Origin of the sequence: Halomonas sp. MCCC 1A11062, from assembly GCF_021404355.1 — a bacterium.
In the GTDB taxonomy this organism is placed as follows: Bacteria; Pseudomonadota; Gammaproteobacteria; order Pseudomonadales; family Halomonadaceae; genus Halomonas; species Halomonas aerodenitrificans.
Window position 1 is genome coordinate 1 of record NZ_JABFTW010000039.1, and the last position, 23778, is coordinate 23778.

22 protein-coding genes and 1 CRISPR repeat array are annotated in these 23778 nt (G+C 61.9%); of the genes, 14 read left to right on the top strand and 8 right to left on the bottom strand.

Translation table 11 applies throughout. The features are described 5' to 3' along the window. From HOP58_RS22110 to HOP58_RS22125, 4 genes are all read left to right on the top strand, one after another. A partial coding sequence (locus tag HOP58_RS22110) for a TRAP transporter large permease subunit (RefSeq protein ID WP_234261755.1) occupies positions 1 to 454 on the top strand: 454 nt, incomplete at its 5' end. A 37-nt stretch (positions 455 to 491) separates the two neighbouring features. Beyond that, on the top strand, positions 492 to 1265 hold the full coding sequence (locus HOP58_RS22115; RefSeq protein ID WP_234261756.1) for an SDR family oxidoreductase: 774 nt from the start codon (positions 492 to 494) through the stop codon (positions 1263 to 1265). Between the two features lie 143 nt (positions 1266 to 1408). Next, positions 1409 to 2341: a 3-keto-5-aminohexanoate cleavage protein gene (locus HOP58_RS22120; RefSeq protein WP_010626354.1), complete on the top strand. Its 933-nt coding sequence runs from the start codon at positions 1409 to 1411 to the stop codon at positions 2339 to 2341. Positions 2342 to 2364: 23 nt separating this feature from the next. After that, on the top strand, positions 2365 to 3126 hold the full coding sequence (locus tag HOP58_RS22125; protein WP_234261757.1) for an SDR family NAD(P)-dependent oxidoreductase: 762 nt from the start codon (positions 2365 to 2367) through the stop codon (positions 3124 to 3126). A 52-nt stretch (positions 3127 to 3178) separates the two neighbouring features. Here HOP58_RS22125 and HOP58_RS22130 read toward each other — a convergent pair whose 3' ends face one another. The 5 genes from HOP58_RS22130 to HOP58_RS22150 form a co-directional block, all read right to left on the bottom strand. Then, positions 3179 to 4462: a zinc ABC transporter substrate-binding protein gene (locus HOP58_RS22130; protein ID WP_234261758.1), complete on the bottom strand. Its 1284-nt coding sequence runs from the start codon at positions 4460 to 4462 to the stop codon at positions 3179 to 3181. Positions 4463 to 4500: 38 nt separating this feature from the next. Then, positions 4501 to 5391, bottom strand: a complete 891-nt coding sequence (locus HOP58_RS22135; RefSeq protein ID WP_010626358.1) for a metal ABC transporter permease — start codon at positions 5389 to 5391, stop codon at positions 4501 to 4503. Further along, positions 5388 to 6122 (bottom strand): metal ABC transporter ATP-binding protein, encoded by a 735-nt coding sequence (locus HOP58_RS22140; protein WP_010626359.1) that lies wholly within the window; start codon positions 6120 to 6122, stop codon positions 5388 to 5390. The genes HOP58_RS22135 and HOP58_RS22140 overlap by 4 nt, the downstream gene beginning before the upstream one ends. Further along, a complete protein-coding gene (locus HOP58_RS22145) occupies positions 6122 to 6271 on the bottom strand; it encodes a hypothetical protein (protein WP_162832591.1) in 150 nt (49 codons plus the stop codon). Before HOP58_RS22145 ends, HOP58_RS22140 begins: the two co-directional genes overlap by 1 nt. A 132-nt stretch (positions 6272 to 6403) precedes the next feature. Then, entirely contained in the window at positions 6404 to 7303 is a 900-nt protein-coding gene (locus HOP58_RS22150) for a metal ABC transporter permease (protein ID WP_234261760.1), read from the bottom strand. 166 nt (positions 7304 to 7469) lie between these two features. Here HOP58_RS22150 and HOP58_RS22155 point away from each other — a divergent pair, with 166 nt between their 5' ends. Then, the gene (locus HOP58_RS22155; protein ID WP_234261761.1) at positions 7470 to 7817 is read left to right on the top strand and encodes a hypothetical protein; all 348 of its coding nucleotides are present in this window, start codon (positions 7470 to 7472) and stop codon (positions 7815 to 7817) included. 83 nt (positions 7818 to 7900) lie between these two features. Here the strand turns inward: HOP58_RS22155 and HOP58_RS22160 are convergent, their stop codons facing one another. The 3 genes from HOP58_RS22160 to HOP58_RS22170 all read right to left on the bottom strand — a co-directional run bounded on the left by HOP58_RS22160 (position 7901) and on the right by HOP58_RS22170 (position 11275). Beyond that, positions 7901 to 8566 carry a hypothetical protein gene (locus HOP58_RS22160; RefSeq protein ID WP_234261762.1) on the bottom strand — a complete coding sequence of 222 codons (666 nt, stop codon included), beginning with the start codon at positions 8564 to 8566 and terminating at the stop codon, positions 7901 to 7903. 177 nt (positions 8567 to 8743) lie between these two features. Continuing rightward, positions 8744 to 9580 (bottom strand): class I SAM-dependent methyltransferase, encoded by an 837-nt coding sequence (locus HOP58_RS22165; RefSeq protein ID WP_234261763.1) that lies wholly within the window; start codon positions 9578 to 9580, stop codon positions 8744 to 8746. A 162-nt stretch (positions 9581 to 9742) separates the two neighbouring features. Beyond that, a complete protein-coding gene (locus HOP58_RS22170; protein ID WP_234261764.1) occupies positions 9743 to 11275 on the bottom strand; it encodes a winged helix-turn-helix domain-containing protein in 1533 nt (510 codons plus the stop codon). 113 nt (positions 11276 to 11388) lie between these two features. Here HOP58_RS22170 and HOP58_RS22175 point away from each other — a divergent pair, with 113 nt between their 5' ends. The 9 genes from HOP58_RS22175 to cas2 all read left to right on the top strand — a co-directional run bounded on the left by HOP58_RS22175 (position 11389) and on the right by cas2 (position 20247). Next, entirely contained in the window at positions 11389 to 11874 is a 486-nt protein-coding gene (locus HOP58_RS22175; RefSeq protein ID WP_234261765.1) for a TspO/MBR family protein, read from the top strand. A 78-nt stretch (positions 11875 to 11952) separates the two neighbouring features. After that, positions 11953 to 12549 carry a malonic semialdehyde reductase gene (locus HOP58_RS22180; protein ID WP_234261766.1) on the top strand — a complete coding sequence of 199 codons (597 nt, stop codon included), beginning with the start codon at positions 11953 to 11955 and terminating at the stop codon, positions 12547 to 12549. Between the two features lie 101 nt (positions 12550 to 12650). Further along, entirely contained in the window at positions 12651 to 14885 is a 2235-nt protein-coding gene (locus HOP58_RS22185; protein ID WP_234261767.1) for a CRISPR-associated endonuclease Cas3'', read from the top strand. A 40-nt stretch (positions 14886 to 14925) separates the two neighbouring features. Beyond that, on the top strand, positions 14926 to 15594 hold the full coding sequence (gene cas5c / locus HOP58_RS22190) for a type I-C CRISPR-associated protein Cas5c (RefSeq protein ID WP_234261768.1): 669 nt from the start codon (positions 14926 to 14928) through the stop codon (positions 15592 to 15594). Then, on the top strand, positions 15591 to 17375 hold the full coding sequence (gene cas8c / locus HOP58_RS22195) for a type I-C CRISPR-associated protein Cas8c/Csd1 (protein WP_234261769.1): 1785 nt from the start codon (positions 15591 to 15593) through the stop codon (positions 17373 to 17375). The genes cas5c and cas8c overlap by 4 nt, the downstream gene beginning before the upstream one ends. Further along, positions 17372 to 18241 carry a type I-C CRISPR-associated protein Cas7/Csd2 gene (gene cas7c / locus HOP58_RS22200; RefSeq protein WP_103969723.1) on the top strand — a complete coding sequence of 290 codons (870 nt, stop codon included), beginning with the start codon at positions 17372 to 17374 and terminating at the stop codon, positions 18239 to 18241. Before cas8c ends, cas7c begins: the two co-directional genes overlap by 4 nt. A gap of 9 nt (positions 18242 to 18250) precedes the next feature. After that, positions 18251 to 18889: a CRISPR-associated protein Cas4 gene (cas4, locus tag HOP58_RS22205; protein ID WP_267963561.1), complete on the top strand. Its 639-nt coding sequence runs from the start codon at positions 18251 to 18253 to the stop codon at positions 18887 to 18889. Positions 18890 to 18894: 5 nt separating this feature from the next. After that, positions 18895 to 19935, top strand: coding sequence for a type I-C CRISPR-associated endonuclease Cas1c (cas1c, locus tag HOP58_RS22210; RefSeq protein WP_234261773.1), 1041 nt, complete (start codon positions 18895 to 18897; stop codon positions 19933 to 19935). Positions 19936 to 19956: 21 nt separating this feature from the next. Next, complete coding sequence (cas2, locus tag HOP58_RS22215) at positions 19957 to 20247, top strand: CRISPR-associated endonuclease Cas2 (protein ID WP_010626372.1); 291 nt, start codon at positions 19957 to 19959, stop codon at positions 20245 to 20247. A gap of 189 nt (positions 20248 to 20436) precedes the next feature. Further along, a CRISPR array of direct repeats spans positions 20437 to 23647; the repeat unit is 33 nt; unit sequence GTCGCGGCCCGCACGGGCCGCGCGGATAGAAAC. The last annotated feature ends 131 nt before the right edge of the window (positions 23648 to 23778 follow it).

The following is a 23778-nucleotide window of genomic DNA, read 5'->3' on the forward strand; positions in this document are numbered from 1 at the left end:
GCTGGTGCTGGTCGGCGCCACCGCCTTCACCGGGGTGTTCTCCCGCGGCGGCGGCATGACCGTGATCAGCGACCTGGTGCTGGCGATGCCCGGCGGCACCACCGGGGCGCTGATCCTGATGCTGTTCCTAGTGTTCCTGCTGGGGATGTTCCTCGACTGGACCGGCATCGTGCTGCTGAGCTTCCCGATCATGCTGCCGATCGTCAATCAGATGGGCGTGGACGTGCTGTGGTTCGTGGTGATGGTGGCGGTGGTGCTGCAGACCTCGTTCCTCACCCCGCCGTTCGGCTATGCGCTGTTCTACTTGAAAGGGGTGGCGCCCAAGGGAGTGGAGATCGTCGATCTGTACAAGGCGGTGATTCCCTTCTGTGCACTGATCGTGCTGGCCTGTGTGCTGATGGCGTTCTTCCCGGTGCTCATCACCGGCCTGCCTTCGCTGCTGATGGGCAGCTGAGCCGGCTCGCTCTCGAGATTGAATGGAGTAACTGACGATGAAAGTGATAGATAGCTTGATGCCGCGCCCGGGACTCAGAGTGCTGATCACCGCCGGCGCCAACGGCATCGGCCTGACAATGGCCCAGGCCTTCCTCGAAGTGGGCGCTCGCGTGCACGTCTGCGATATCGATACCCAGGCGCTGGCGGCATTGCCCGAGGGTATCAGCCACACCGTGGCCGACGTCAGCCGGGAAGCGGATGTGGACAGGCTGTTTCAGGATGCTGCGGCCCTGGGTGGGCTCGACGTGGTGATCAACAACGCCGGTATCGCCGGGCCCACCGCCGGCATCGAGGAGATCGATGAGGACGCCTGGACCCGCACCATCGACATCAATCTCAACGGCCAGTACCGGGTTGCGCATCGGGCCGTTCCGCTGCTGCGCGAGAGCCAGGGGGTGTTGATCAACATGTCTTCGGTGGCCGGCCGTCTGGGCCTCGCCTATCGCACGCCCTACGCGGCCAGCAAATGGGCCATCGTCGGCCTGACCAAGAGTCTGGCCTCGGAGCTCGGCACTGCGGGAGTGCGGGTCAACGCCATTCTGCCCGGTATCGTTCGCGGACCGCGCATCGAGAGAGTCATCGCGGATCGGGCCGCCAAGTGCGGACTCAGCTACGCCGAGATGGAGAAGGAATACCTCTCCGGAGTTTCCATGAAGCGCATGGTCGAGCCCACGGATATCGCCGCCATGGCGCTGTTCCTGTCCGCTCCCGCCGGCGCCAACATCTCGGGCCAAGCGCTGAGCGTCTGCGCCAACGTCGAATCACTGTAAGCGGCACCTCAGGCAGCGCCTGACGCTGGCACCGGAATTTCCGGGGCCAGACGGCGAAGCCGTGCCTTATCGCAACGGCTCCCGATGGCCCATCGGTCCTGCACCTATCGCTTCTGGACCTCACCTAGCTGGAGAAATTTTCCATGGCATCGCAACGCAAGGTCATCATCACCTGCGCCCTGACCGGCGCTATCCACACCCCTTCCATGTCACCGCACCTGCCGGTCACCCCGGAGGAGATCGCCGAGGCGGGTATCGCCGCCGCCGAGGCCGGCGCTGCCATTCTTCATCTTCATGCGCGCGACCCGCACAGCGGCAAGCCCACCCAGGATCCGGCGGTCTTCGAGCGGATTCTGCCGCGCATCAAGAGCGCTACCGACGCCGTCGTCAATCTCACCACTGGCGGCAGCCCGCACATGAGCGTGGAGGAGCGCATGCGGCCGGCCATCGAATTCAAGCCCGAGCTCGCCTCGCTGAACATGGGCTCGATCAACTTCGGCCTGTTCCCCATGCTCAAGCGCTATGACAGCTTTCAGCACGAGTGGGAGGTAGAGCACCTCGAGAAGAGTCGCGACCTGGTGTTCAAGAACACCTTTGCCGACATCGAGAAGACCATGACGCTGGGCGCCGAGAGCGGCACTCGCTTCGAGTGCGAATGCTACGACATCGGCCACCTCTACAACCTGCGCAATCTCATGGACCGCGGCTTCATCGACGGGCGGGTGTTCGTGCAGAGCGTGTTCGGCATCCTCGGCGGCATCGGCCCGCATGCGGAAGACGTGCTGCATATGCGGCGTACCGCCAATCGCCTGTTCGGAAGCGACTACGCGTGGTCCGTGCTGGGCGCCGGCAGCCATCAGATGCGCATTGCCGCCCAGTCCGCCGCCATGGGCGGCCATGTGCGGGTCGGCCTCGAAGACTCGCTGTGGCTCGCGCCGGGCAAGCTGGCCGAGAGCAATGCCAGCCAGGTGACCAAGGTGCGCAAGATCCTCGAAGGGCTCTCCTTGGAGATTGCGACACCCGACGAGGCTCGCGAAATGCTGCAGCTGAAAGGCGCCGACAAGGTCGGCTTCTAAGACAACGATGAGTCACGAATGACATGAAAATCAACGACAAAACCATTGCGATCACGGGTGGCGCTCGTGGGCTCGGCTATGCCATGGCGCAGCGCCTCGGCAGCCAGGGTGCAAGCGTCGCGCTGTTGGACAAAAGTGCAGAAATCCTGGATGAGGCGGTCTCCGCGCTGACGGTGCAAGGCATCACGGCCCATGCCTTTCCGCTGGACGTTGCCGATGAGGCATCGGTAATCGAGACGTTTGCCGATATTGCCCAGCGGCTGGGGCCGGTGGCGGGTTGTATCAACAATGCCGGCATCACCGACGACGCGCTGCTGCTCAAGGCGGAAGCTGGCGTCGTCACCAAGCGCATGTCGTTCGCGTCGTGGAAGCGAGTGATCGACGTGAACCTGACCGGTGTTTTCCTGTGCGGCCGCGAAGCGGCGACGCAAATGGTCGAGGCAGGGCAAGGAGGCGTGATCGTCAACATCTCGAGCATCTCCCGCGCGGGCAACATGGGCCAGAGCAACTACGCCGCCGCCAAGGCGGGCGTGCATGCGCTCACGGTGACCTGGGGCAAGGAGCTGGCCCGGTACGGCATTCGTACGGGCACGGTGGCGCCGGGGTTCATCGAGACCCCCATGACGGCCGCCATGCGCCCCGACATGTACGAACGAATTGCCGGCTCCGTGCCGCTGAAACGCCTGGGCGAGGCCGACAACATCGCCCAGAGCGTAGCATTCGTTTTCGACAACGACTACTTCACCGGACGCATCATCGAATGTGATGGCGGGCTGAGATTCTGACAAAGAAAAGGGGCGCCGCCGGCGCCCCCTGTGGACAGCACTGGGGTGAACCTCAGTGGCTATGGCTATGGTCGTGACCGTTATCGCCGTGATCATGGTCATCGCCGTGATCGTGGCTGTGCTCATGGTCGTGGTCATGGCCGTCATGATCCGCCAGGGCATCATGTAGCACACGGGCGTTGTGGCGCATCATGCCAAGGTAGGTGCTGGCCTCGCCCTCGGCTGCCAGGGCGTCGGCATAGAGCGTGCCGGCGACCTCAAGGTCGGTTTCCTCGGCGAGCTGGTTGATCACCGCGGGGCTGGTCATGTTCTCGTGGAACAGGGCGCGCACGTTCTGCTCGCGAATCACGTCGATCAGCCGTGCCATGTCGGCAGCGCTGGGCTCGGCCTCGGTGGAAAGTCCCACCGGTGAGAGGAAGCGCAGGCCGTAGGCATTGGCAAAATAGCCGAAGGAGTCGTGGCCGGTGATCACGCTGGTGGAAGCGGGAATCTCGCCGATCAGCTCGCGGATTTCGGCGTCGGTTGCCGCCAGCTCGTTGATGTAGTTCTCGGCATTCTCGCGATAGGCTGCTTCATTGTCCGGGTCTGCCTCGATCAGACCGTCGCGGATGTTGCCGACGTACACCTTGCCCATGGCCAGGTCCTGCCAGGCGTGTGGATCGTAATCGCCGTGCTCATGGTCGTGACCGTTGTCATGGTCATGGTCATGGCTATGGCCGTTGTCATGCTCGTGGTCGTGACTGTGGCCGTTGTCATGCTCGTGGTCGTGACTGTGGCCGTTGTCATGCTCGTGGTCGTGACTGTGGCCATTGTCATGCTCGTGGTCGTGACTGTGGCCATTGTCATGCTCGTGGTCGTGACTGTGGCCGTTGTCATGCTCGTGGTCGTGACTGTGGCCGTTGTCATGATCGTGGTCATGGCTATGGCCGTCGTCGTGATCGTGGTCGTGCCCGTGGTCATGGCCATGCGCATGCCCGTGGTCATGACCGTGATAATCTAGCTTGTCGATGCCGTCGGTGGCGGTTACCAGCGGGCCGCTGTAGTCGCTGGAATCGATCAGCCGTTCCATCCAGCCTTCGAACAGCAGGCCGTTGAACACTACCAGATCGGCATCGGCCAGGGCACGGGCGTCACGCGGGGTGGGGGAATAGACATGGGCGTCGCTGTCGGGGCCGACCAGCGAGGTGACCTCCACATGCTCGCCGCCCACGTTCTGCACCATGTCGGCCAGGATGCTGAAGCTGGTGACGACCTGAATGCGCTCGGCGGCAATGGCAGCCGGCAGTGCCAGCATGGCTGAAGTGCCAATGATCAGTGCTGGTGTAACGTGTCGCATGGAAGTCCTCCGTGAAGGGTTTATATTGTCGTGCTCGTTCAAAGTGGCTCCGGAGAGCCAAGCGGGGCGGCGCGCCGCCTCAGCTTGGCCAGCAGACTGTGATGCCGGCCGAACAAAGCGGAGAGCATGTAGCCCAAGCCTGCCAGCAGGATGATGCCCGGGCCGGAAGGGATATTGAGGTGGTAAGAGAGCAGCAGCCCACCGGTGCTGGCCAGCATGGCGAGCAGAATGGCGGTGCCGATCAGTCCTTCCAGGCGCTTGCTCCAGAAGCGTGCGGTGGTGGCTGGCAGCATCATCAAACCCACCGCCATGAGGGTGCCCAGGGTCTGGAAACCGGCGGTGAGGTTGAGCACCACCAGGCCGAGGAAGACGCCGTGCACCAGACCACCCTGCATGCCCTGGCCGCGCAGGAACAGCGGGTCGAGACACTCCACCACCAGGGCACGGAAGATCAGCGCCAGGGTGAAGACGATCACGCTGCTGATCGCCGCGATCAGCAGCAGCGCGGTGGTGTTCACCGCCAGGATCGAGCCGAACAGCACATGGGTGAGATCGACGCTGCTGCCCCCCAGCGAGACCAGCATCACCCCCGCCGCCAGCGAGATCAGGAAGAAGCTGGCCATGGCCGAGTCTTCCCGGTGGCCGGTCATCTGCGACACGCTGCCCGCCAGCATGGCCACCAGCAGCCCCGAGAGCACGCCGCCCAGGCTCATGGCCGGCAGCGAGAAGCCGGCGAGCAGAAAGCCCAGCGCCACGCCGGGCAGAATGGCATGGGCCATGGCATCGCCGATCAGGCTCATGCCGCGCAGCATCAGAAACACGCCGATGGGCGGCGCCGCCAGCGACAGCGCCAGGCCGGCCACCGCGGCGCGCCGCATGAAGCCATAATCGAAGGGGGCTATCAGCCACTCGTGAAGCAGTTCGATCATGCTCCCACCCCCGGCATGCCCAGGGCGAGGCGGGCCGATTCGGCGGCGGTCGGCTGGCTGTGAAGCACCGCCTGGGCCGTGGTCCAGCGGGCATGCCCCTGATGAAGCACCACCACCTCTTCGGCCAAGCGCGTGAGCTGCTCCATGTCGTGCAGTACCACGATGATGGTGGTGCCGTTGTCGGCCATCTCATGCAGTACCGTCATCAGCACCTCGACGGTTTCCACGTCGACGTTGGCGAACGGCTCGTCGAGCAGCAGCAGCTCCGCTTCCTGCATCAGGGTTCGGCCGATCAGCGCACGCTGACGCTGGCCGCCGGAAAGCTCGCCAAGCGGGCGGTGGGCCAGGTGGGAGATGCCCAGGCGCGCCATGACTTCACGCCCACGGCGATAGTGACGGGCGCAATACCCAGTGAGCGCGCCGTGGCTCGGCCAACTGCCGGTCATCACCAGCTCTTCCACGCTCATGGGGAAGGTAAGATCGAGCGCCAACTGCTGTGGCAGCCAGGCACGGCGCTCCTTGGGTACCGAGCACACCACCTTGCCCGCTACCGGGCGCAGCATGCCCATGATGCCCTGTATCAGCGTGCTCTTACCCGCGCCGTTGGCTCCCACCAAAGCGGTGATGGCGCCATCGCGAAAGCTCCCGTTCACGTGTTCGAGCACGGTGCGGTTGGCCTGAGCCAACTGCAGGTCGCGTAGCTCCAGGCGCGAGCTCTGCGCTTCCGACATCAGCCCCACCATCCTGCTGCCCAGGAAACGGCCAACCACAGCACACCCAGCGGCGCGGCAGCCAGCAGCAGGCGGCGCGTGGCGGAAAGCGACATCAATGAAAAATGGCATGGCCCTTCGGGGCGGTGCCGGTGCGTGCGGTGTGCCATACATGCCCCCTCACGAAACAGATTAAGATATAACATTACAAAACAGTCGGTAAAGTTTAGCCCATCAGACAGGACCGTGGACCAACTGATCCAGGGCGGCAGTATGCAGCGTTCACAGCAAAAGGGAACCGCTCAAGGAATCAGTTGTGAACGCTGCGCCAATAAAGCCGCTTTGGGTCGGGTTCGGCCCGCTCGCAAACTGTGATAAGGACCAAGCACGATCGACATGATGTACACCAGCCCTGCCAGCAGAATGATCGTAGGCCCGGAGGGCAGGCCGGCGTGGTAGGACGCGAGTAACCCCACCATGCTGGCAGCCAGGGCAATGCAGACGGCAATGGCGATCATGCCCTCGAGCCGCTGGCTCCAGTAGCGTGCAGCGGCGGCGGGCAGCAGCATCAGGCCGGCTGCCATCAGCGTGCCCAGGGTCTGAAAGCTCACTACCAGACTCAGTACCACCATCATCATGAACAGAGCATGGGTCCAGCCGGCATGCCGCCCTTGCAGCGTCAGAAACTGCGGATCCAGGCACTCCACCACCAGAGCACGAAAGGCGACCGCCACACCGATCATTATCGCACTGCTGGCCACCGCCACCAGCATCAGCGTGCGGCTGTCCACCGTCAGTATGTTACCAAACAGCACATGGCCGAGATCCAGCGCATTCCCCGACAGGCTCACGATCAGCACCCCCGAGGTCATGGCCACCAGGAACAGGCTGGCCATGGCCGCGTCCTCCTTGAGTCCGCTGAATTGCGTCACCCCACCGGCCAGGGCAACGGTAATCAGCCCTGCCAGCACGCCGCCGGCCATCATCAGCGGCAGGGAGAAGCCGGCCAGCATAAAGGCGACGGCCACGCCCGGTAGAATGGCATGCGACAGTGCCTCGCCCATCAGGCTCATGCCGCGCAGGGTGAGAAACACGCCGAGAATCGGTGCGGTAAGCGAGAGAGCCAATGACGCGACCAGGGCGCGGCGCATGAAGGCATAGTCGAAGGGTGACGTCAGCCACCAGAGCAGCGTATCGAGCATGGGGCAGGCCAAAGGGTTGTTAGATATGTTATATCATAACATAAATGATAGGCTGCGTTTGACCGAGCTCGCTGTGAGCTACCATATTGAAGACGAAACGCTATCGCCCGCCTGGCCAGACATTTGCGCTTTGGCGGAGGTAAGTTGCCCGACTCAGGAGGTCGCTATGCGCTGCCAGAAGCATCCCCACCACGATCACGAACATGGCCCGGGCTGCGGCCATACGGCCATCGAACACAATGGTCATACCGATTACCTGCATGACGGACACCTGCATCATCCGCATCAAGATCACGTCGACGAGCACGTGATCGAGGTATCGGACACCAACCCCGACCGTTGCACCCCCGCGCATCAGTGCGCCGGGCACGACCCGAACCATGTGCATGGCCCCGGTTGCGGTCATGAGCCGGTGCCCCACGGCGATCACATCGACTACCTCGTGGATGGTCATCTGCACCATCCCCACGGGGATCACTGCGACGATCATGGCCCCATCAAGGTACTCAGCTGAAGCAGTCGACAAACGCTGTCGCGTGATTACGCTATGCACCTGGCCCCGAGCGGGCCAGGTGCCTTTCTTCTTTTCACTTTGCTTCAATAGCGCAGCGCCACGCCCACCTGATTGGGCGTCACCAGCCAGGCATACTCGCCTTCAAGATGCATGTCGCCGAACGAGACCCGGGCCGGCTGGAAGCGATTGATCGCCACCGAAGCCTGGCGCGGCTGAGTTTGCAGCTGCAGCTCGCTGACCAGCATGCCGGTGGCGAAATTGATCGCCCCATCGCGGCCGCGGCCGTCGCCCACACCGATCAGCAGGCCCGAGGCCGTATTCACCAGCAGAGAGCCGAGGCGCGCCTCCAGGCTGCGGCGCTGGCGCTCCTCTGCGGCCACCTCATGCAGCAGCCGGCGCGCACTTTCGATATCGCCACCGCCTTCGCTCAACTGACGCCGAGCTGCCGGGTGCGGTTGGCGATCCATCAGCGTACCGGCCAGCGCCAGCGCCGACTTCACCGCGCCCACTCTGGCATCGTAACGAGTATCGCGGCTGTCCGACTCGCTGGCCTGATAGACGTTCACGGCAAGCGTAGAGGCGTACACCCCCGCCCAGCCGTACTGCCACACGTTGGCATGGCGCTCGCCCCGGGCCAGGGCGTCCTCGTAGGCCTGGTACTCCTGGCTGGGCTGCTGGGCCAGGGCCAATGAAGAAACGAGGAGCATCAGCATGGCGCTCGCAAATGGCAGGAAGGAACGGCGAAGCATGAGGGGATTCCTTGTCAGATAAGGGAAAAGTGATCTTTTGTTTTATAAAAGTAGCCGAGCAAAGAAAAGCCCGAAGAGAAAAGCGCGAGAAGAAAAGCGCGATGAGTCATTACGCCATGAAAGCAATGCCGGGAGCGCGAATATGCCGCTCCCGGCGGGGGAGTGATGTGTGGCCGCTTAACGCGTAATGACCACCTCCAGATACTCCGAGGGCACCACCATGGTGCCGTCCGTGGCACGGTTGTGAGCCTCGATCAGAGCGAGGACCTCCGAACGCAGCGCCTGCCTGGCTTCGCTATCAAGCGATTCGAACGCTTTCAGCGTCGGCCCGTAGTAGGTGCTGAACACATCCAACCAATGCGTTGGCGACTGGTAGCGGAAAGTGAAATACCTGGGCTGAGCCTCGATCTTCTGTACGTGCGGGCCGAAGTGGGTCTCGAGAAACTCCCGAGTGCCCCACGCCGCCGGTGAGTTCACCCCCGTGGGCGGCGCCACATAGCGACCGATTGTCTTGAACAGCTGGCCGATGAAGCTCGCCGGGGTCCAGTTGGCCAGACCGATCTTGCCACCGGGCCGGCATACCCGGAGCAGCTCCGCGGCGGCCTGGCCCTGGTTGGGCGTGAACATCACCCCGTAGGTGGAGACCACGTTGTCGAAAGAGGCGTCGGCGAACGGCAGGCTCTCGGCATCCGCCGTCCGGTAGTCGATCGCCAGCCCTTCCGCTTCGGCGCGCTTGGCGGACTTGGCCAGCAGCGCTTCCACGTAATCGGTGGAGACGACCTTGCAGAATCGCCGGGCCGCCGCCAGCGAAGCGTTGCCGTTGCCGCCGGCCACGTCGAGCACGGACTGGCCGGCGCGCAGGTCCATGGCTTCGCACAGCTGTTCGCCGACGATCTGCAGGGTAACGCCGATACGTGAGTAGTCGCCGGCACCCCAAACCGCTTGTTGCTTGGCCTTGATCGCCGCGTAATCGGGGCCGGCGGCCTGCGACCCGAGCGTGGTAGTGAGAGTCATGGCAAAACTCCTTGGGTGGATTGTCTCAGTGCTGTCGTCGCTCTACCCGCAATGGGCGCTTCCGAGCGACAAGCTCAGCCTATGCAGAGCCCGTACCGCCGGCTTGCGGGTTGCATGGGGATTTGTGGGGAATTGCGTGGGGAGAGGGAGTCGGGGTTGCAGCTACAGTGCCACCAAGCGCATGCCGTGCTTCTGCCCGACCAGCGCCGCAATTTGCTTGAGGGTCAGGTCAGGCTTGATGCGATAGGCATCTTCCAGCGCCTGGCGCGCCAGCTCCTGCCTGCCATCGAGCCGGTGGATGGCGGCCAGCACGATGCGAGGCATATAGCAGCGGTCGTCGCGTTGGCAGGCGAGTTCGGCCTGCTCGCGGGCAGCACTGCGGTCGCCGAGGAGCAGATAGGCAATGGCGAGTACCGAGCCCCAGATCGACAGGCGGCTGTCGAGCGGGCTGATGCGAATGCCATGGCGCAGGTGAGCGACCGCTTCCACCGGACGATTGCCGGCCAGGTACGCCGAGCCCAATGCCGCCCAGGCCTGGGCGTTGGCCGGATTGATCTCCAGGGCCTTGCGTAGCATCGGCACGCCGCGGTCGGGATAACCGATATCGGCCAACGCACACCCGGCGTGACCGAGTACGGTCGAGTCCATGCTATCGAGCTGCAACGCGCACTCGGCGGCATCGAGCGCTTCAGCCCATGCCTGCTCGTGATCGCTCATCAGATCGAAGCGATGTCCCAGCCCACGCACGAGTGAGAGATAGGCCGCCGCCAGGGCGAAGCCCGGCTCCAGCCGCCAACTGCGCCGCAGCAGATTCGCCGCCGCCGAGAAAGACTCCGGATGCCAACCCTGCAGCGCCAGGATACCGCTGGCCTCGAGATAGAGCTGGCGGGCGCTGCGCTCGCCATCGAGACTGCTCACCTTGCGATAGATGGCACGGTGCAGCTGTGGCTCCAGCTTGGCGATGATCATGGGCACGCCGATGTCGAGGGCCTCGCCCACCGGGCCGACCAGGGTGAAGGTCTCGGCCCACAGACGAAAGCCGGCCTTGGCATCGGTCAGATGCACGGTCACGCGCATCCGCTCCGCGCCCCCGTCGGGCCAGGGCTGCACGCTGCCCTCCAAGACGTAATCGACCCCCAGCGCCTCGTGAAGCTCGCGTGCGGCCGGTGTCACCGGGCGGTCGAGATACTGTCCGCCCCGGGCGCTCAGGCGCAGCAGCGGTATCCGCGTGAGGATGGAACTCAGCTCGCCGGTCAGCGCATCGGCAAACCGATTGAGCTCAGGGGCGTCGGCCAATGCACGCAGCGGAAGAACGAGCAGGGCGGGATCGTCGCTGCCGAAGGACGGGGAAGCGGCAACCGCGACACGCTCAGAGGCATCATCGTCGGTTTCGGTCACGCTCGCGGTGAAGCGGAAGCCTCGGCCGCGTACCGTCCTGATATAGATCTGGGTGTCGCCGCTGTCGTCCAGCGCGCGCCGTGCCTGCTTGATGCAGGAAGCGACGGTAGCGTCCGAGACGATCCGCCCCGCCCACACGGCCTCGATCAGTTCGTCGCGACTGAAGACCCGATCCGGATGATGGGCAAAATGCACGATGAGATCGAACACCATCGGTTCCACGCGACGCAGCTCGCCGTGTCGACGCAGCTCATAGTGCGCCGTATCGAGTTCGAAGTCGTCAAACCGGAGGGTCATGGCGTTGTGCCGTCCCGGGCATATTTGAATATCGCTACTCTGGTCTAGAGTATGGTTCAGGCCGGGGGTAACCGCTTCGTTCCACTGGCGACATCGAGCAAAAGGAGTTGCGCATGACAGTCCCTTCCGTCGCCCCCCGTCACTCGTTGATGATCTTTCTCGGCTGGCTGCTGGTGGTCGCCCTCGTGGCCATGATTGGGGCGCTTACCTCGCCCGGAGCCTGGTATGCCGAGCTCGAAAAGCCGCCGCTCACACCACCCGGCTGGGTCTTCTCGGTGGTCTGGACGATCCTCTACCTGCTGATGGCGATAGCCGCCTGGCGGGTTACGCTGCGGGTTTCTCCCGAGCAGCGGGTCACGGTGCTATGGCCCTTCGTCGCCCAGTTGGTGGCCAACGGGCTATGGTCGCTGCTGTTTTTCGGCATGAACCTGATGGTTTTCGCCCTGCTCGATCTCGTGCTGCTGTGGGGGCTGCTGCTGCTGACGATTCGTCGCTTTGCCCGCATTTCGTCACTGGCTGCCTGGCTACTGGTGCCCTACCTGGCCTGGGTCAGCTTTGCGGGCTACCTCAACGCAGGGATCGTCTGGCTGAATGGATAACGCTTCGCACAACCGGTCGTGACCGGCCGGTAACGAACGCGTAAAGTTAGCTGAGCCCACTTCGAACCGGAGAGTTCAATGCCTCGTCAGCCCCTCGACGACACCGCGCTGGATACCGTGTTTCGCAAAGCGCGCACCCACTACAGCTTCAAGCACGAGCCCATCGACGAGGCCACTCTGCGCGAGCTCTACGACCTGCTCAAGTGGGGGCCCACCTCGATGAACTGCCAGCCGGCGCGCTACGTCTTCGTGGTGAGCGAGGAAGGCAAGTCGCGCCTGATCCCGGCGCTCTCCGAAGGCAACCGCGACAAGGCCCACGAAGCCTCAGCCACCGTGATCGTCGCCATCGACACCCGCTTCTACGAACACATGCCCACCGTCTTCCCGCAATCGCCCAATGCCCGCGAGCGCTTCGCCGAGAACCCCGACAAAGCCAGCGACACCGCCTGCCGCAACGGCACCCTGCAGGGCGCCTACCTCATCGTCGCCGCACGCATGCTGGGGCTCGACGTCGGTCCCATGAGCGGCTTCGACCACGACATGGTCGACGAAGAGTTCTTTCCGGACGGCCGCTACAAGAGCAACTTCCTGGTCAACCTCGGCGTGGGGGAGCCGAAAACTCAGCGCCCGAGGGGGCCGAGGCTGGCGTTCGAGGAAGTGGCGGAGGTGGTTTGAGAGTTATGATCTGCCTCAATTTAAGAATAATTTTTTGTAGCGAAAAGTTACGATAGATGCTTGTCTAAAAGGACTAGAAAAATACGACAGGCAGGGAACGCATGTTTTATGCGCACTCCATTGAGGATGTCGACAGAGCTCATTGGCAGCCATTAGCAGGGCATCTGAACGCAGTGGGTCGACTGGCAGCTCAACGAGCGAGCCGGTTTGGCGCCGCGCCATGGGGCGAGGCAGTGGGTTTGCTGCACGACCTTGGCAAGTACACTGTGCCTTTCCAGCGGCGTCTGGAAGGTTCGCCGGAGCGCGTTGACCACTCCACGGCAGGCGCCCATGTCGCCATCGAGAAATATCCGCAGCTTGGCCATCTATTGGCCTATCTAATTGCTGGCCACCATGCTGGGCTGGCCAATGGGCGGGATAGCGGCGAACGTACGCCGCTGAAGAACCGCTTAGAAGCAGACTTGCCCCCTCTCGACCCGTTGTGGCAGCAAGAAATTACGCTCCCCGATACGTTATCTCTACCAGCGGATTTTACTTCCCTACGCGACCGCAAGTTTTTTCAGGCAGCCTTCCTTGCACGGATGCTCTTTTCCTGCCTCGTTGATGCCGATTTCATTGATACCGAGACCTTCTATGCTCAGCATGATAGCGGTTTGCCCCGCGAACGGGGTGGTGGTCCAGCCCTCAAGGCTTTGCGTGCGTCGCTGGATGAGCACCTAGAGACCCTGCAGGCGAGTAAGCCGGACAACTTCGTCAATCGCTTGCGAGGAGAAATCCTCTCCCATGTATGTTCACAAGCCGCGCTCACGCCAGGTAGATTCTCGCTGACGGTACCAACCGGTGGAGGCAAGACGCTGGCCTCGCTGGCTTTCGCTCTCGACCATGCCATTGCCCACGGTATGGACCGAGTGATCTATGTGATTCCCTTCACCAGTATCGTCGAGCAGAACGCTGCGGTGTTTCGTCATGCCTTGGGGGAGTATGGCGAGGCGGCAGTGTTGGAGCACCATAGCGCCTTCGACACTGACAATCAGCGCGACCAGCGAAGTATCGACAAGTTGCGCCGCGACAGCGAAAACTGGGATGCACCGATCATCGTCACCACGGCAGTACAGTTCTTCGAAAGTCTCTTTGCTGCCAAGACTTCACGCTGCCGCAAACTGCACAACATTGCTAACAGCGTGGTGATCCTGGACGAGGCCCAAACCATGCCCTTGCCGCTGCTGCGGCCCAGCGTGACAGCACTGGACGAACTAGCGCTGAACTACCGCACCAGTGTCGTGCTGTGTACGGCGACTCAGCCGGCCCTGGCCGAAACCGACGTTCCTGAAAGTAGTTTCAAAGGCGGTTTGCGAAATCTGAGGGAACTTGCCCCAGAGCCTGAAAAGCTCTATCGGCAACTGGAGCGTGTCCAAGTGCGTCATGTTGGCCCCATGACGGATGAGGAGCTTCGCGATCAACTGCTCGCGACCGATCAGGTGCTATGCATCGTCAATAACCGTCGTCACGCCCGGGCTCTGTACGAGTCGATAGCCCAGCAGCCTGGTGCCTATCATCTCACCACCTCGATGTGCGCTGTGCACCGTCGCCAGATACTGGCCGAAATACGCCAAGTTCTGGAACAGGGGAGGCCCTGCCGGGTAGTTTCGACGTCCCTAATAGAAGCAGGGGTGGACGTCGACTTCCCGCGCGTCTTGCGTGCCGAGGCAGGACTGGACTCCATCGCCCAGGCGGCTGGGCGCTGTAATCGCGAAGGCAAGCGTGCCGTTGGCGACAGTGAGGTGTTGATCTTTTCTACAGTCAATGAAGAGTGGGAGCCTCCTCCTGAACTCAAGCAGTTCGCTCAAGCTACTGTCGAAGTGCTCAGGCATCACGGAGATGACCCTTTGTCGTTGGCAGCGATAGAGGCCTACTTCCGCCTACTGTATTGGCAGCAGGGGCCACAGCGGCTAGACCGGCATGGTCTTTTGAAGTTGATTGAGGATGGCCGTCTCGATGGACTTCCCTTCGAAACCCTCGAGCAGAAGTTTCGCATGATCGAGAACAACCAGCGTGCCGTCATCATTCCCTTCGACGATAAGGCCCGAGCCGCGCTGAGAGATCTAGAGCATGCCGAAGGAGTCGGTGGTATCGCTCGCAAGCTGCAACCCTACACCGTACAGGTTCCACGCCAAGGCTTTGCTGCATTGGAGCGGGTTGGCGCCATCTCGGCTGTTAAGCCTGACAAGTTCGGGGAGCAATTCATGGTGTTGATAAACGAAGACCTTTACGACAAGCGGCTTGGGCTGAACTGGAGTGATCCGACCTTCCGAGCCAGTGAGTCCAATGTCTGGTGAGGCATCGACAAAACATAGCAAGCAAATTAAGGAGCAGCGGATGACATATGGGGTTCGTCTGCATATCTGGGGGGAGCGGGCCTGCTTTACTCGGCCTGAGATGAAAGTCGAGCGTGTCTCCTACGATGTGATCACGCCGTCCGCAGCGCGAGGCATCCTGGAAGCTATCCATTGGAAGCCGGCGATTCGCTGGTGCGTGGATCGCATCCATGTATTGAAACCGATCCGATTCGAATCGCTGCGCCGCAACGAAGTCGCGGGAAAGCTGCCTGCCTCGACCGTTACCAAGGCCATGAAGGCGGGGCGTGTCGACGACGTGGCTTATTTCGTTGACCAGAATCGGCAACAGCGTGCTGCCACCATTTTGCGCGATGTGGGCTATGTGATTGAGGCTCACTTCGAGTTCACTTCGCGTGCCGACGAGAGCGATACGCCCGGCAAGCATCTGGACATCTTCAATCGCCGTGCCCGCCAAGGACAGTGCTTCCACATGCCATGCCTGGGCACGCGAGAATTCCCAGCTGCATTTGAGTTGATCGAAGCCGAGGTTGACATGCCACAGGTCGATCCACAGCTAAACGGGGAGCGTGATCTCGGCTTCATGTTGCATGATATCGACTTCGCCAATGGCAAGATGCCACGTTACTTTCGCGCCAGGATGCAGAACGGCGTGATCGAGGTGCCGCCTTTCGAGGAGGCATTGGCATGATCCTGACCGCTCTGAACGATTACTATCAGCGACTGGCTGATGAAAACAAAGTGCCACTGCCTGGCTTCAGTAGTGAGAAAGTCAGTTTCTGCCTAGTATTTTCCCAAGATGGAAAGCCGCTACAGATCATCGATCTGCGTGATACCACCGGCAAGAAGCCTCGACCAAGCCCTTGCCAGGTGCCTGTGGACAAACGTCGTACCTCGGGAATCCACGCCTATCCGCTGTGGGATAAGACTGCGTATGCCCTCGGTGCCTCTGCCGGTGAAGGCAAGCGACTGATGGATGAGCATGAGGCATTCAAGGAACGTCAGCGCGCTCTCTTCGGCGAGAGTGATGATCCCTACTTGATCGCCTTTCTTAGACTGCTCGATCAATGGATACCAGAGCAACTCATCGATATTCCTGGCTATAGCGAAGAAGTGTTGGACACCAATGTCATCTTCCGGCTCGATGGTCAGCGACAGTATTTGCATGAGAACCATGAAGCACGACGGCTATGGGACGCTGCGCTGGAAAGTGGTGAAGGGGAATTAGGGCAGTGTTTGATCACTGGTGAGATCGCCCCGTTGGGTACCGACCACCCCGCAATTCGAGGCGTCAGGGATGCACAGTCGTCTGGCGCATCGCTCGTCTCGTTTAACAGCGATGCTTATGAATCCTACGGCTACAGCAAGAATCAAAACGCCTCGATTTCCAAATCAGCCATCTTTGGCTACTCAACGGCGCTGAATTACTTGCTGAGAGGTGATGCCGATAATCGCCAACGGCTCCAGATCGGCGATGCCACGGTGGTGTTCTGGGCCAGAGCCAGGGATGCGGCACATGCTGAGGCGGCCGAGGGCTTTTTCGCCATGCTCAATGAGCCGCCCAGTGATGAGCAAGAGGCTGCCAAGCTGGGTACCTTGCTGACCGATATTTCTCAAGGGCGTCCTTTGCAGGAGCTGGATCCGCTGTTGGAACCGGATACCCAGTTCTTTGTGCTCGGGCTTGCCCCTAACGCTGCTCGCTTATCGGTGCGCTTTTGGTATGTGGATAGTCTGGAGCGCCTGGCTCAGCACTATGCCCAACATCATAAAGATATGCTGCTGGAGCCTATCCCTTGGAAAGGGGTGATGCCGGGTGTGAGGCGGCTTGCTCTGCAGACAGCCCCCATTCATGGCGACTGGCCAAAAGCTGAAGATGTGCTGCCACAACTAGCCGGCGAGATGATGCGCTCCGTCCTTACCGGGTGTCGCTATCCTCAGTCCCTATTGAACAACATAGTGATGCGCTTTCGCAGCGATGGTGGCATTACTGGCCTGCGCGTGGCGCTTTGCAAGGCTGTACTCGCACGAGATGCACGACTCGCAGCGAACTCGAATTTCAACTATCAGGAGGTGCCCGTGAGTCTCGATCAACATTGCACCAATGCCAGTTACTTATTAGGAAGGCTGTTTGCTGAACTGGAGAATGCTCAGCGAGAAGCCCTAGGTAAAGAAGTCAACGCTACAATACGTGACCGTTATTATGGTGCGGCTTCAGCTACCCCGGCGAATGTGTTTCCAATGCTGACGCGAGGCGTTGTTCACCATTTCTCTAGGATACGAAAAGATAAGAGAGAAAATGTCGCCTATGCTATTGAGAAAAAAATGGGTGAGATAATGAAAAAGCTGCCAGCGGAATTTCCTAAGCATCTTTCTATTCAGGAGCAAGGAAAGTTTGCTATTGGTTATTATCAACAGAAATGGACTCGTCAACAAGAGAATGCTGATGAGGCTAGCCCGGGAGATATGGAATGACCGCCATCGCCAACCGTTACGAATTCGTGCTGCTGTTCGACGTCACCAACGGCAACCCCAACGGGGATCCGGATGCAGGCAACCTGCCCCGGCTCGATCCTGAAACGAACCAGGGGCTGGTGACAGACGTCTGCCTCAAGCGCAAGATCCGTAACTACGTCGCCTTGGAGAAGGAAGAAGAAGCCGGCTACGCCATCTATATGCAGGAGAAATCAGTACTCAATAACCAGCATAAGAAGGCCTATGATGCGCTCGACATCAAACCCGAGCCCAAGAAGCTGCCCAAAGAGGTGGAAAAGGCTCGGGCGCTGACGGAATGGATGTGCCGGAATTTCTTCGATGTTCGCACCTTCGGTGCGGTAATGACCACCGAGGTCAACTCTGGCCAAGTACGCGGCCCAGTGCAGATGGCCTTTGCCAGTTCTATCGACCCGGTCGTGCCGATGGAAGTCTCGATTACCCGAATGGCGGTTACCAATGAGCGCGATCTGGAGAAGGAGCGCACCATGGGCCGCAAACACATCATTCCCTATGGCCTCTATCGTGCCCACGGCTACATATCGGCCAAGCTCGCTGAGCGTACCGGCTTCTCGAACGATGATCTCGAGCTGCTGTGGCGCGCGTTGGTCAATATGTTTGAGCATGACCGCTCCGCTGCTCGTGGCGAAATGTCGGCGCGCAAGCTGATCGTCTTCAAGCACGATAACCCGATGGGTAATGCCCCGGCACACCTGCTGTTCGACAGCGTAAAAGTCGAGCGTGTCGAAGGTGAGGAGAACACGCCAGCCCGTCATTACAGCGATTATCGCGTCTCTGTCGATGCAGAGGCCTTGCCGGCCGGTGTCAGCGTCGACGAGAAGCTGTAGGCGAATGGGATGGAGGATGACGTTCGACCGGTCCCGCTCTCGGCGCTGCAGCACATGTTGTTCTGCCCGCGCCAGTGTGCGCTGATTCACCTCGAACAGCAGTGGGAGGAGAACCGCTATACGGCTGAAGGGCGCATTCTCCATGAGCGGGCCGACCACCTGGGCCATGAGCGCCGGCGCGGCATTCATACCGCGATGGCGCTTCCGCTGGCCAGTGAGGTGCTGGGATTGACCGGAGTTGCCGATGTGGTTGAGTTCGACGAAACCCGGCAACCTCACGTGGTGAGGCCCATAGAATACAAACGTGGCCGGCCCAAGGCGCATCGAGCCGATGAAGTACAACTCTGCGCCCAGGCGCTGTGCCTGGAGGAGATGCTGAGCCTCAGAATCGAGGAGGGCGCGCTGTACTACGGCAAGACCCGGAGGAGAAAGACCGTCACGTTCGACGAAGAGCTTCGGACACTGACCTTGCGAATCATCGCAGAGACGCGTGCCCTCTTCGATAGCAACCGTACGCCATCCGCTACCTACGAGCCAAAGCGCTGCGACCACTGCTCGCTGATAGATGCCTGCCAACCTCAGGTCATGGGTAAGCAGAGATCGGCAGGCCGCTGGCTGGAGCGTCAAATTCAATCTCTGGATGAGTGAATCATATGCGCCGCCAGCTCAATACACTCTACATCACTACTGAGGGGGCTTGGCTCAAGAAGGATGGAGCCAATGTGGTCATGGATGTCGAGGGCAAGGAGCGGGCACGACTTCCCATTCATATGCTCGAATCACTGGTCTGCTTCGGCAGGGTGCTGGTATCTCCACCATTGATGGGCTTTTGTGCCGAGCAAGGAGTCACCATTACCCACCTGACCCCCAACGGTAAGTTTCTTGCACGTATCGAGGGGCCGGTGTCAGGCAATGTGCTGCTGAGGCGTGCACAGTATCGCACCAGCGATGACGGGGTTGGTTGTGCTGATATCGTTCGCGGTCTGTTGATTGGCAAGGTGCATAACCAGCGTGCGGTAATCGCCAGAGGGCTTCGAGACTACGGTAGCAAGCTGGAGCCGCCTGAGCGAGAAGATTTGGAAAGGGCGCGTACCCGCCTAAGCCGGATCGCTCGGGATCTATTGCATGAACCCACGACGAATGGATTACGTGGCTTGGAGGGCGAAGCCGCACAGGTCTATTTCGGCGTCTTTGATAGTCTCGTTCGCCACGATGGTGAAGTCTTCCGCTTTACTGGCCGCAACCGTCGTCCACCGCGTGATCGCCTCAATGCGCTGTTGTCCTTCCTCTATACGTTGTTGACCCACGACTGCCGTTCGGCGCTAGAAAGCGTAGGGCTGGACCCGGCAGTGGGATTCCTTCATCGGGATCGCCCCGGCCGGCCCAGCTTGGCACTCGATCTTGCCGAGGAGTTCAGGCCCCTGCTGGGGGATAGATTGGCGCTGTCTCTAGTCAATCGTCGCCAACTACGAGAGAAGGACTTCACGGTTGCTGAAAGCGGTGGTGTGGTCTTGACCGACGATGCGCGCAAGACGGTACTGACCGCCTATCAGGAGAGGAAGCGCGAAGAACTTAATCACGCCTTTATCGGCGAGAAGGCTCCGATTGGCATGCTGCCGATATTGCAGGCTCAGTTGTTGGCACGCCATCTGCGCGGCGACCTGGATGCCTACCCGCCCTTCTTATGGAAGTGACTCGACTAGGAGAGTGCAGCGATGATGGTTCTGGTCAGCTATGACGTCAGCACGTCATCAGAGGGTGGCGAAGGAAGGTTGCGCCGGGTTGCCAAGGCTTGCCGTGATGTCGGGCAGCGAGTGCAATTCTCGGTTTTCGAGATCGAAGTCGATCCTGACCAATGGGTTCGCCTTCGACAGCGGCTAATCGATCTGATCGATGATGAAGTGGATAGCTTGCGCTTCTACTTCCTGGGAAAGAACTGGAAGAATCGTATTGAGCATATTGGCGCAAAGCCTGCCTTGGATATGAATGGTCCCCTCGTTTTCTAGTTTCCCTCCTGTTCTGCGAACCATAAGCGTCCTGGGTTTTCCTGGCAGGTTCGCGGCTCTTTAACAATTTGATTTTTCTCCTTTTATTATGCCTGGCCATCAAAGCCAGGCAGTATTTCCTGCTGCTGAGTCCTATTTCGCAGAACTATAGGCATTTCACCTGCTCCATCAAAGCGTTATAAGGGAACAGTCGCGGCCCGCACGGGCCGCGCGGATAGAAACCCCTTATCTCAGGAATGACGTGAGTGAGTGTGAGTCGCGGCCCGCACGGGCCGCGCGGATAGAAACCCAACGATATCAGACGCTTCATGCTGTTGCCGGAGTCGCGGCCCGCACGGGCCGCGCGGATAGAAACTGGCTAGCTCTGCCGCGCTAGCCCAGCAGGTTGTGTCGCGGCCCGCACGGGCCGCGCGGATAGAAACTGGCACGTCAATATAAAATCGATGTTGCGATGACGTCGCGGCCCGCACGGGCCGCGCGGATAGAAACAGGAGCTATCGGTGCCGTGTGGGCCGTGGGTGTGGTCGCGGCCCGCACGGGCCGCGCGGATAGAAACATCGATCATGATGATCGACCCATCAGGACAATCCATGTCGCGGCCCGCACGGGCCGCGCGGATAGAAACAGGAGGCGGCTCACCAGTACCACGATAGCGACGCGTCGCGGCCCGCACGGGCCGCGCGGATAGAAACTGAACCAATTCGAGCCCATATGGCGCTCAACAGCTGTCGCGGCCCGCACGGGCCGCGCGGATAGAAACTCTCCTGCCGCCTGGCCACGCTCCACGAGCTGGAGTCGCGGCCCGCACGGGCCGCGCGGATAGAAACGGCACGCCCGGGGCGATTGGCACATCAGGGAAGTCGTCGCGGCCCGCACGGGCCGCGCGGATAGAAACCCCACCTGGAAGGCCGCTATCGAGGCGGGCAAGCGGTCGCGGCCCGCACGGGCCGCGCGGATAGAAACCACCACATCGCTCTGCACGTCTATGGCGCCAACCGTCGCGGCCCGCACGGGCCGCGCGGATAGAAACATCGCCGCATATGAGCGCGAGGTAGCCAAGGCGAAGGTCGCGGCCCGCACGGGCCGCGCGGATAGAAACGCTGTGGACCGTGGTGCCGTCCACCCAGGCGAAGGTCGCGGCCCGCACGGGCCGCGCGGATAGAAACACCAGGAAGATGCAGGAAGGACAGGTCGCCCTGAGGTCGCGGCCCGCACGGGCCGCGCGGATAGAAACGAGAGCATCGTCGATATCCAGGCCGATGGCAGCGAGTCGCGGCCCGCACGGGCCGCGCGGATAGAAACTCCAGGCGACTGGGGCAGGGCTTGAGTTGAGTGAGTCGCGGCCCGCACGGGCCGCGCGGATAGAAACATGTCCATCGCCAACGAATACCGGCTCAACCCGCGTCGCGGCCCGCACGGGCCGCGCGGATAGAAACGCAGCATCGACACGCTCAAGATGCAGACGCAGACGGTCGCGGCCCGCACGGGCCGCGCGGATAGAAACATCGAAGCCCAGCACCGCCAGCGCCGGCGCCTCGTCGCGGCCCGCACGGGCCGCGCGGATAGAAACAAAAAAGAAACCAGCCTCACCATCAAGGACACAGCGTCGCGGCCCGCACGGGCCGCGCGGATAGAAACACGATCACCAGATCCAGCAGATCACCCGCCGCGCGTCGCGGCCCGCACGGGCCGCGCGGATAGAAACGTGCCGAGCTGCCGCCGCTGCCGGCGTTGCCGTTGCGTCGCGGCCCGCACGGGCCGCGCGGATAGAAACATTCCCACGATCATGCCAGGGCTCCGGTGAGGGCGTCGCGGCCCGCACGGGCCGCGCGGATAGAAACAGGGTTGCGGTGTGATTACGGGCATAGGGGTGGGTCGCGGCCCGCACGGGCCGCGCGGATAGAAACGGGATTTGCGCCGCCACCTCCAATGACCTCATGAGGTCGCGGCCCGCACGGGCCGCGCGGATAGAAACGCTGGCGGCTGCCAAGGCGCTCGTCGCTCAGGCGCTGGTCGCGGCCCGCACGGGCCGCGCGGATAGAAACATGGTGTGGCCGAGCATCTCGAGGTCGACGTTAGCGTCGCGGCCCGCACGGGCCGCGCGGATAGAAACAAGGGCGAGGAACCGAACTACCTGGAAGCGTAGACGTCGCGGCCCGCACGGGCCGCGCGGATAGAAACGCCTTCGAGAACTACGTGCGAACCGCCCAGGTGATCGTCGCGGCCCGCACGGGCCGCGCGGATAGAAACCCCCTCAAGACGCTATCGACAACCTGGATGGTGGTCGCGGCCCGCACGGGCCGCGCGGATAGAAACGAGCGCGGTGTGCTTCTCCACGAAGAGCGCGAGGGTCGCGGCCCGCACGGGCCGCGCGGATAGAAACTCCGTCGCGCCGATGATGGATCGGAGCTGACCCTAGGTCGCGGCCCGCACGGGCCGCGCGGATAGAAACATCGAACGACGCCTGCAGCTCGTCGAAGACCCCGCGTCGCGGCCCGCACGGGCCGCGCGGATAGAAACAATGAGTTCACCCAGGAAGTCGACAAGCTGAGAACGTCGCGGCCCGCACGGGCCGCGCGGATAGAAACAAGACGGGCAATACCGCCAAGCTGCTGGTCCAGGGTCGCGGCCCGCACGGGCCGCGCGGATAGAAACTCGTTGAGGTAGATCGACTGCAGCGCACCCAGGTAGTGTCGCGGCCCGCACGGGCCGCGCGGATAGAAACTCAGTCGACCGCTGGGACCCCAAGTGGTCTGAGGGTCGCGGCCCGCACGGGCCGCGCGGATAGAAACCATCGCGCACGCATGCGGTACACGCGCCCGTCAAGGTCGCGGCCCGCACGGGCCGCGCGGATAGAAACATCATCCGCCGTGTGCGGTACATGGTGCTGCGCCGGTCGCGGCCCGCACGGGCCGCGCGGATAGAAACCTGTTCGACGGCCCGGTGAATACCAGCACCCAGGGGTCGCGGCCCGCACGGGCCGCGCGGATAGAAACCAGCACGAACATGGGCCGGTCCAGCAGCCCAACGTGTCGCGGCCCGCACGGGCCGCGCGGATAGAAACGAGCCTGGCTACCTCGTCCTGAGCCACGCCCAGCGTCGCGGCCCGCACGGGCCGCGCGGATAGAAACCCAGGCGCGGGCCATGTCCTGGGCCATGGGGTCGGGTCGCGGCCCGCACGGGCCGCGCGGATAGAAACGACAAGGCCGTAGCCAACTTGACAAAGGGGCTGCGTCGCGGCCCGCACGGGCCGCGCGGATAGAAACGACATCAACAACACCACCTTTACCGGCAACGTCGTCGCGGCCCGCACGGGCCGCGCGGATAGAAACCGCCTCGGGCAGTCGGATGGCCGAGCCGTTGTCGGGTCGCGGCCCGCACGGGCCGCGCGGATAGAAACCTGAAGTGGGTGTCACCGCCGATGTAAAACTGACCCCCTGACGCCGAGGTAAATCTGACCCCCTTGGGCGAAGATGGTGGCTTTTGAGCCGCCGCGATGTTGATCCAGGAGCAGTCAGTGGAAATCAGAGT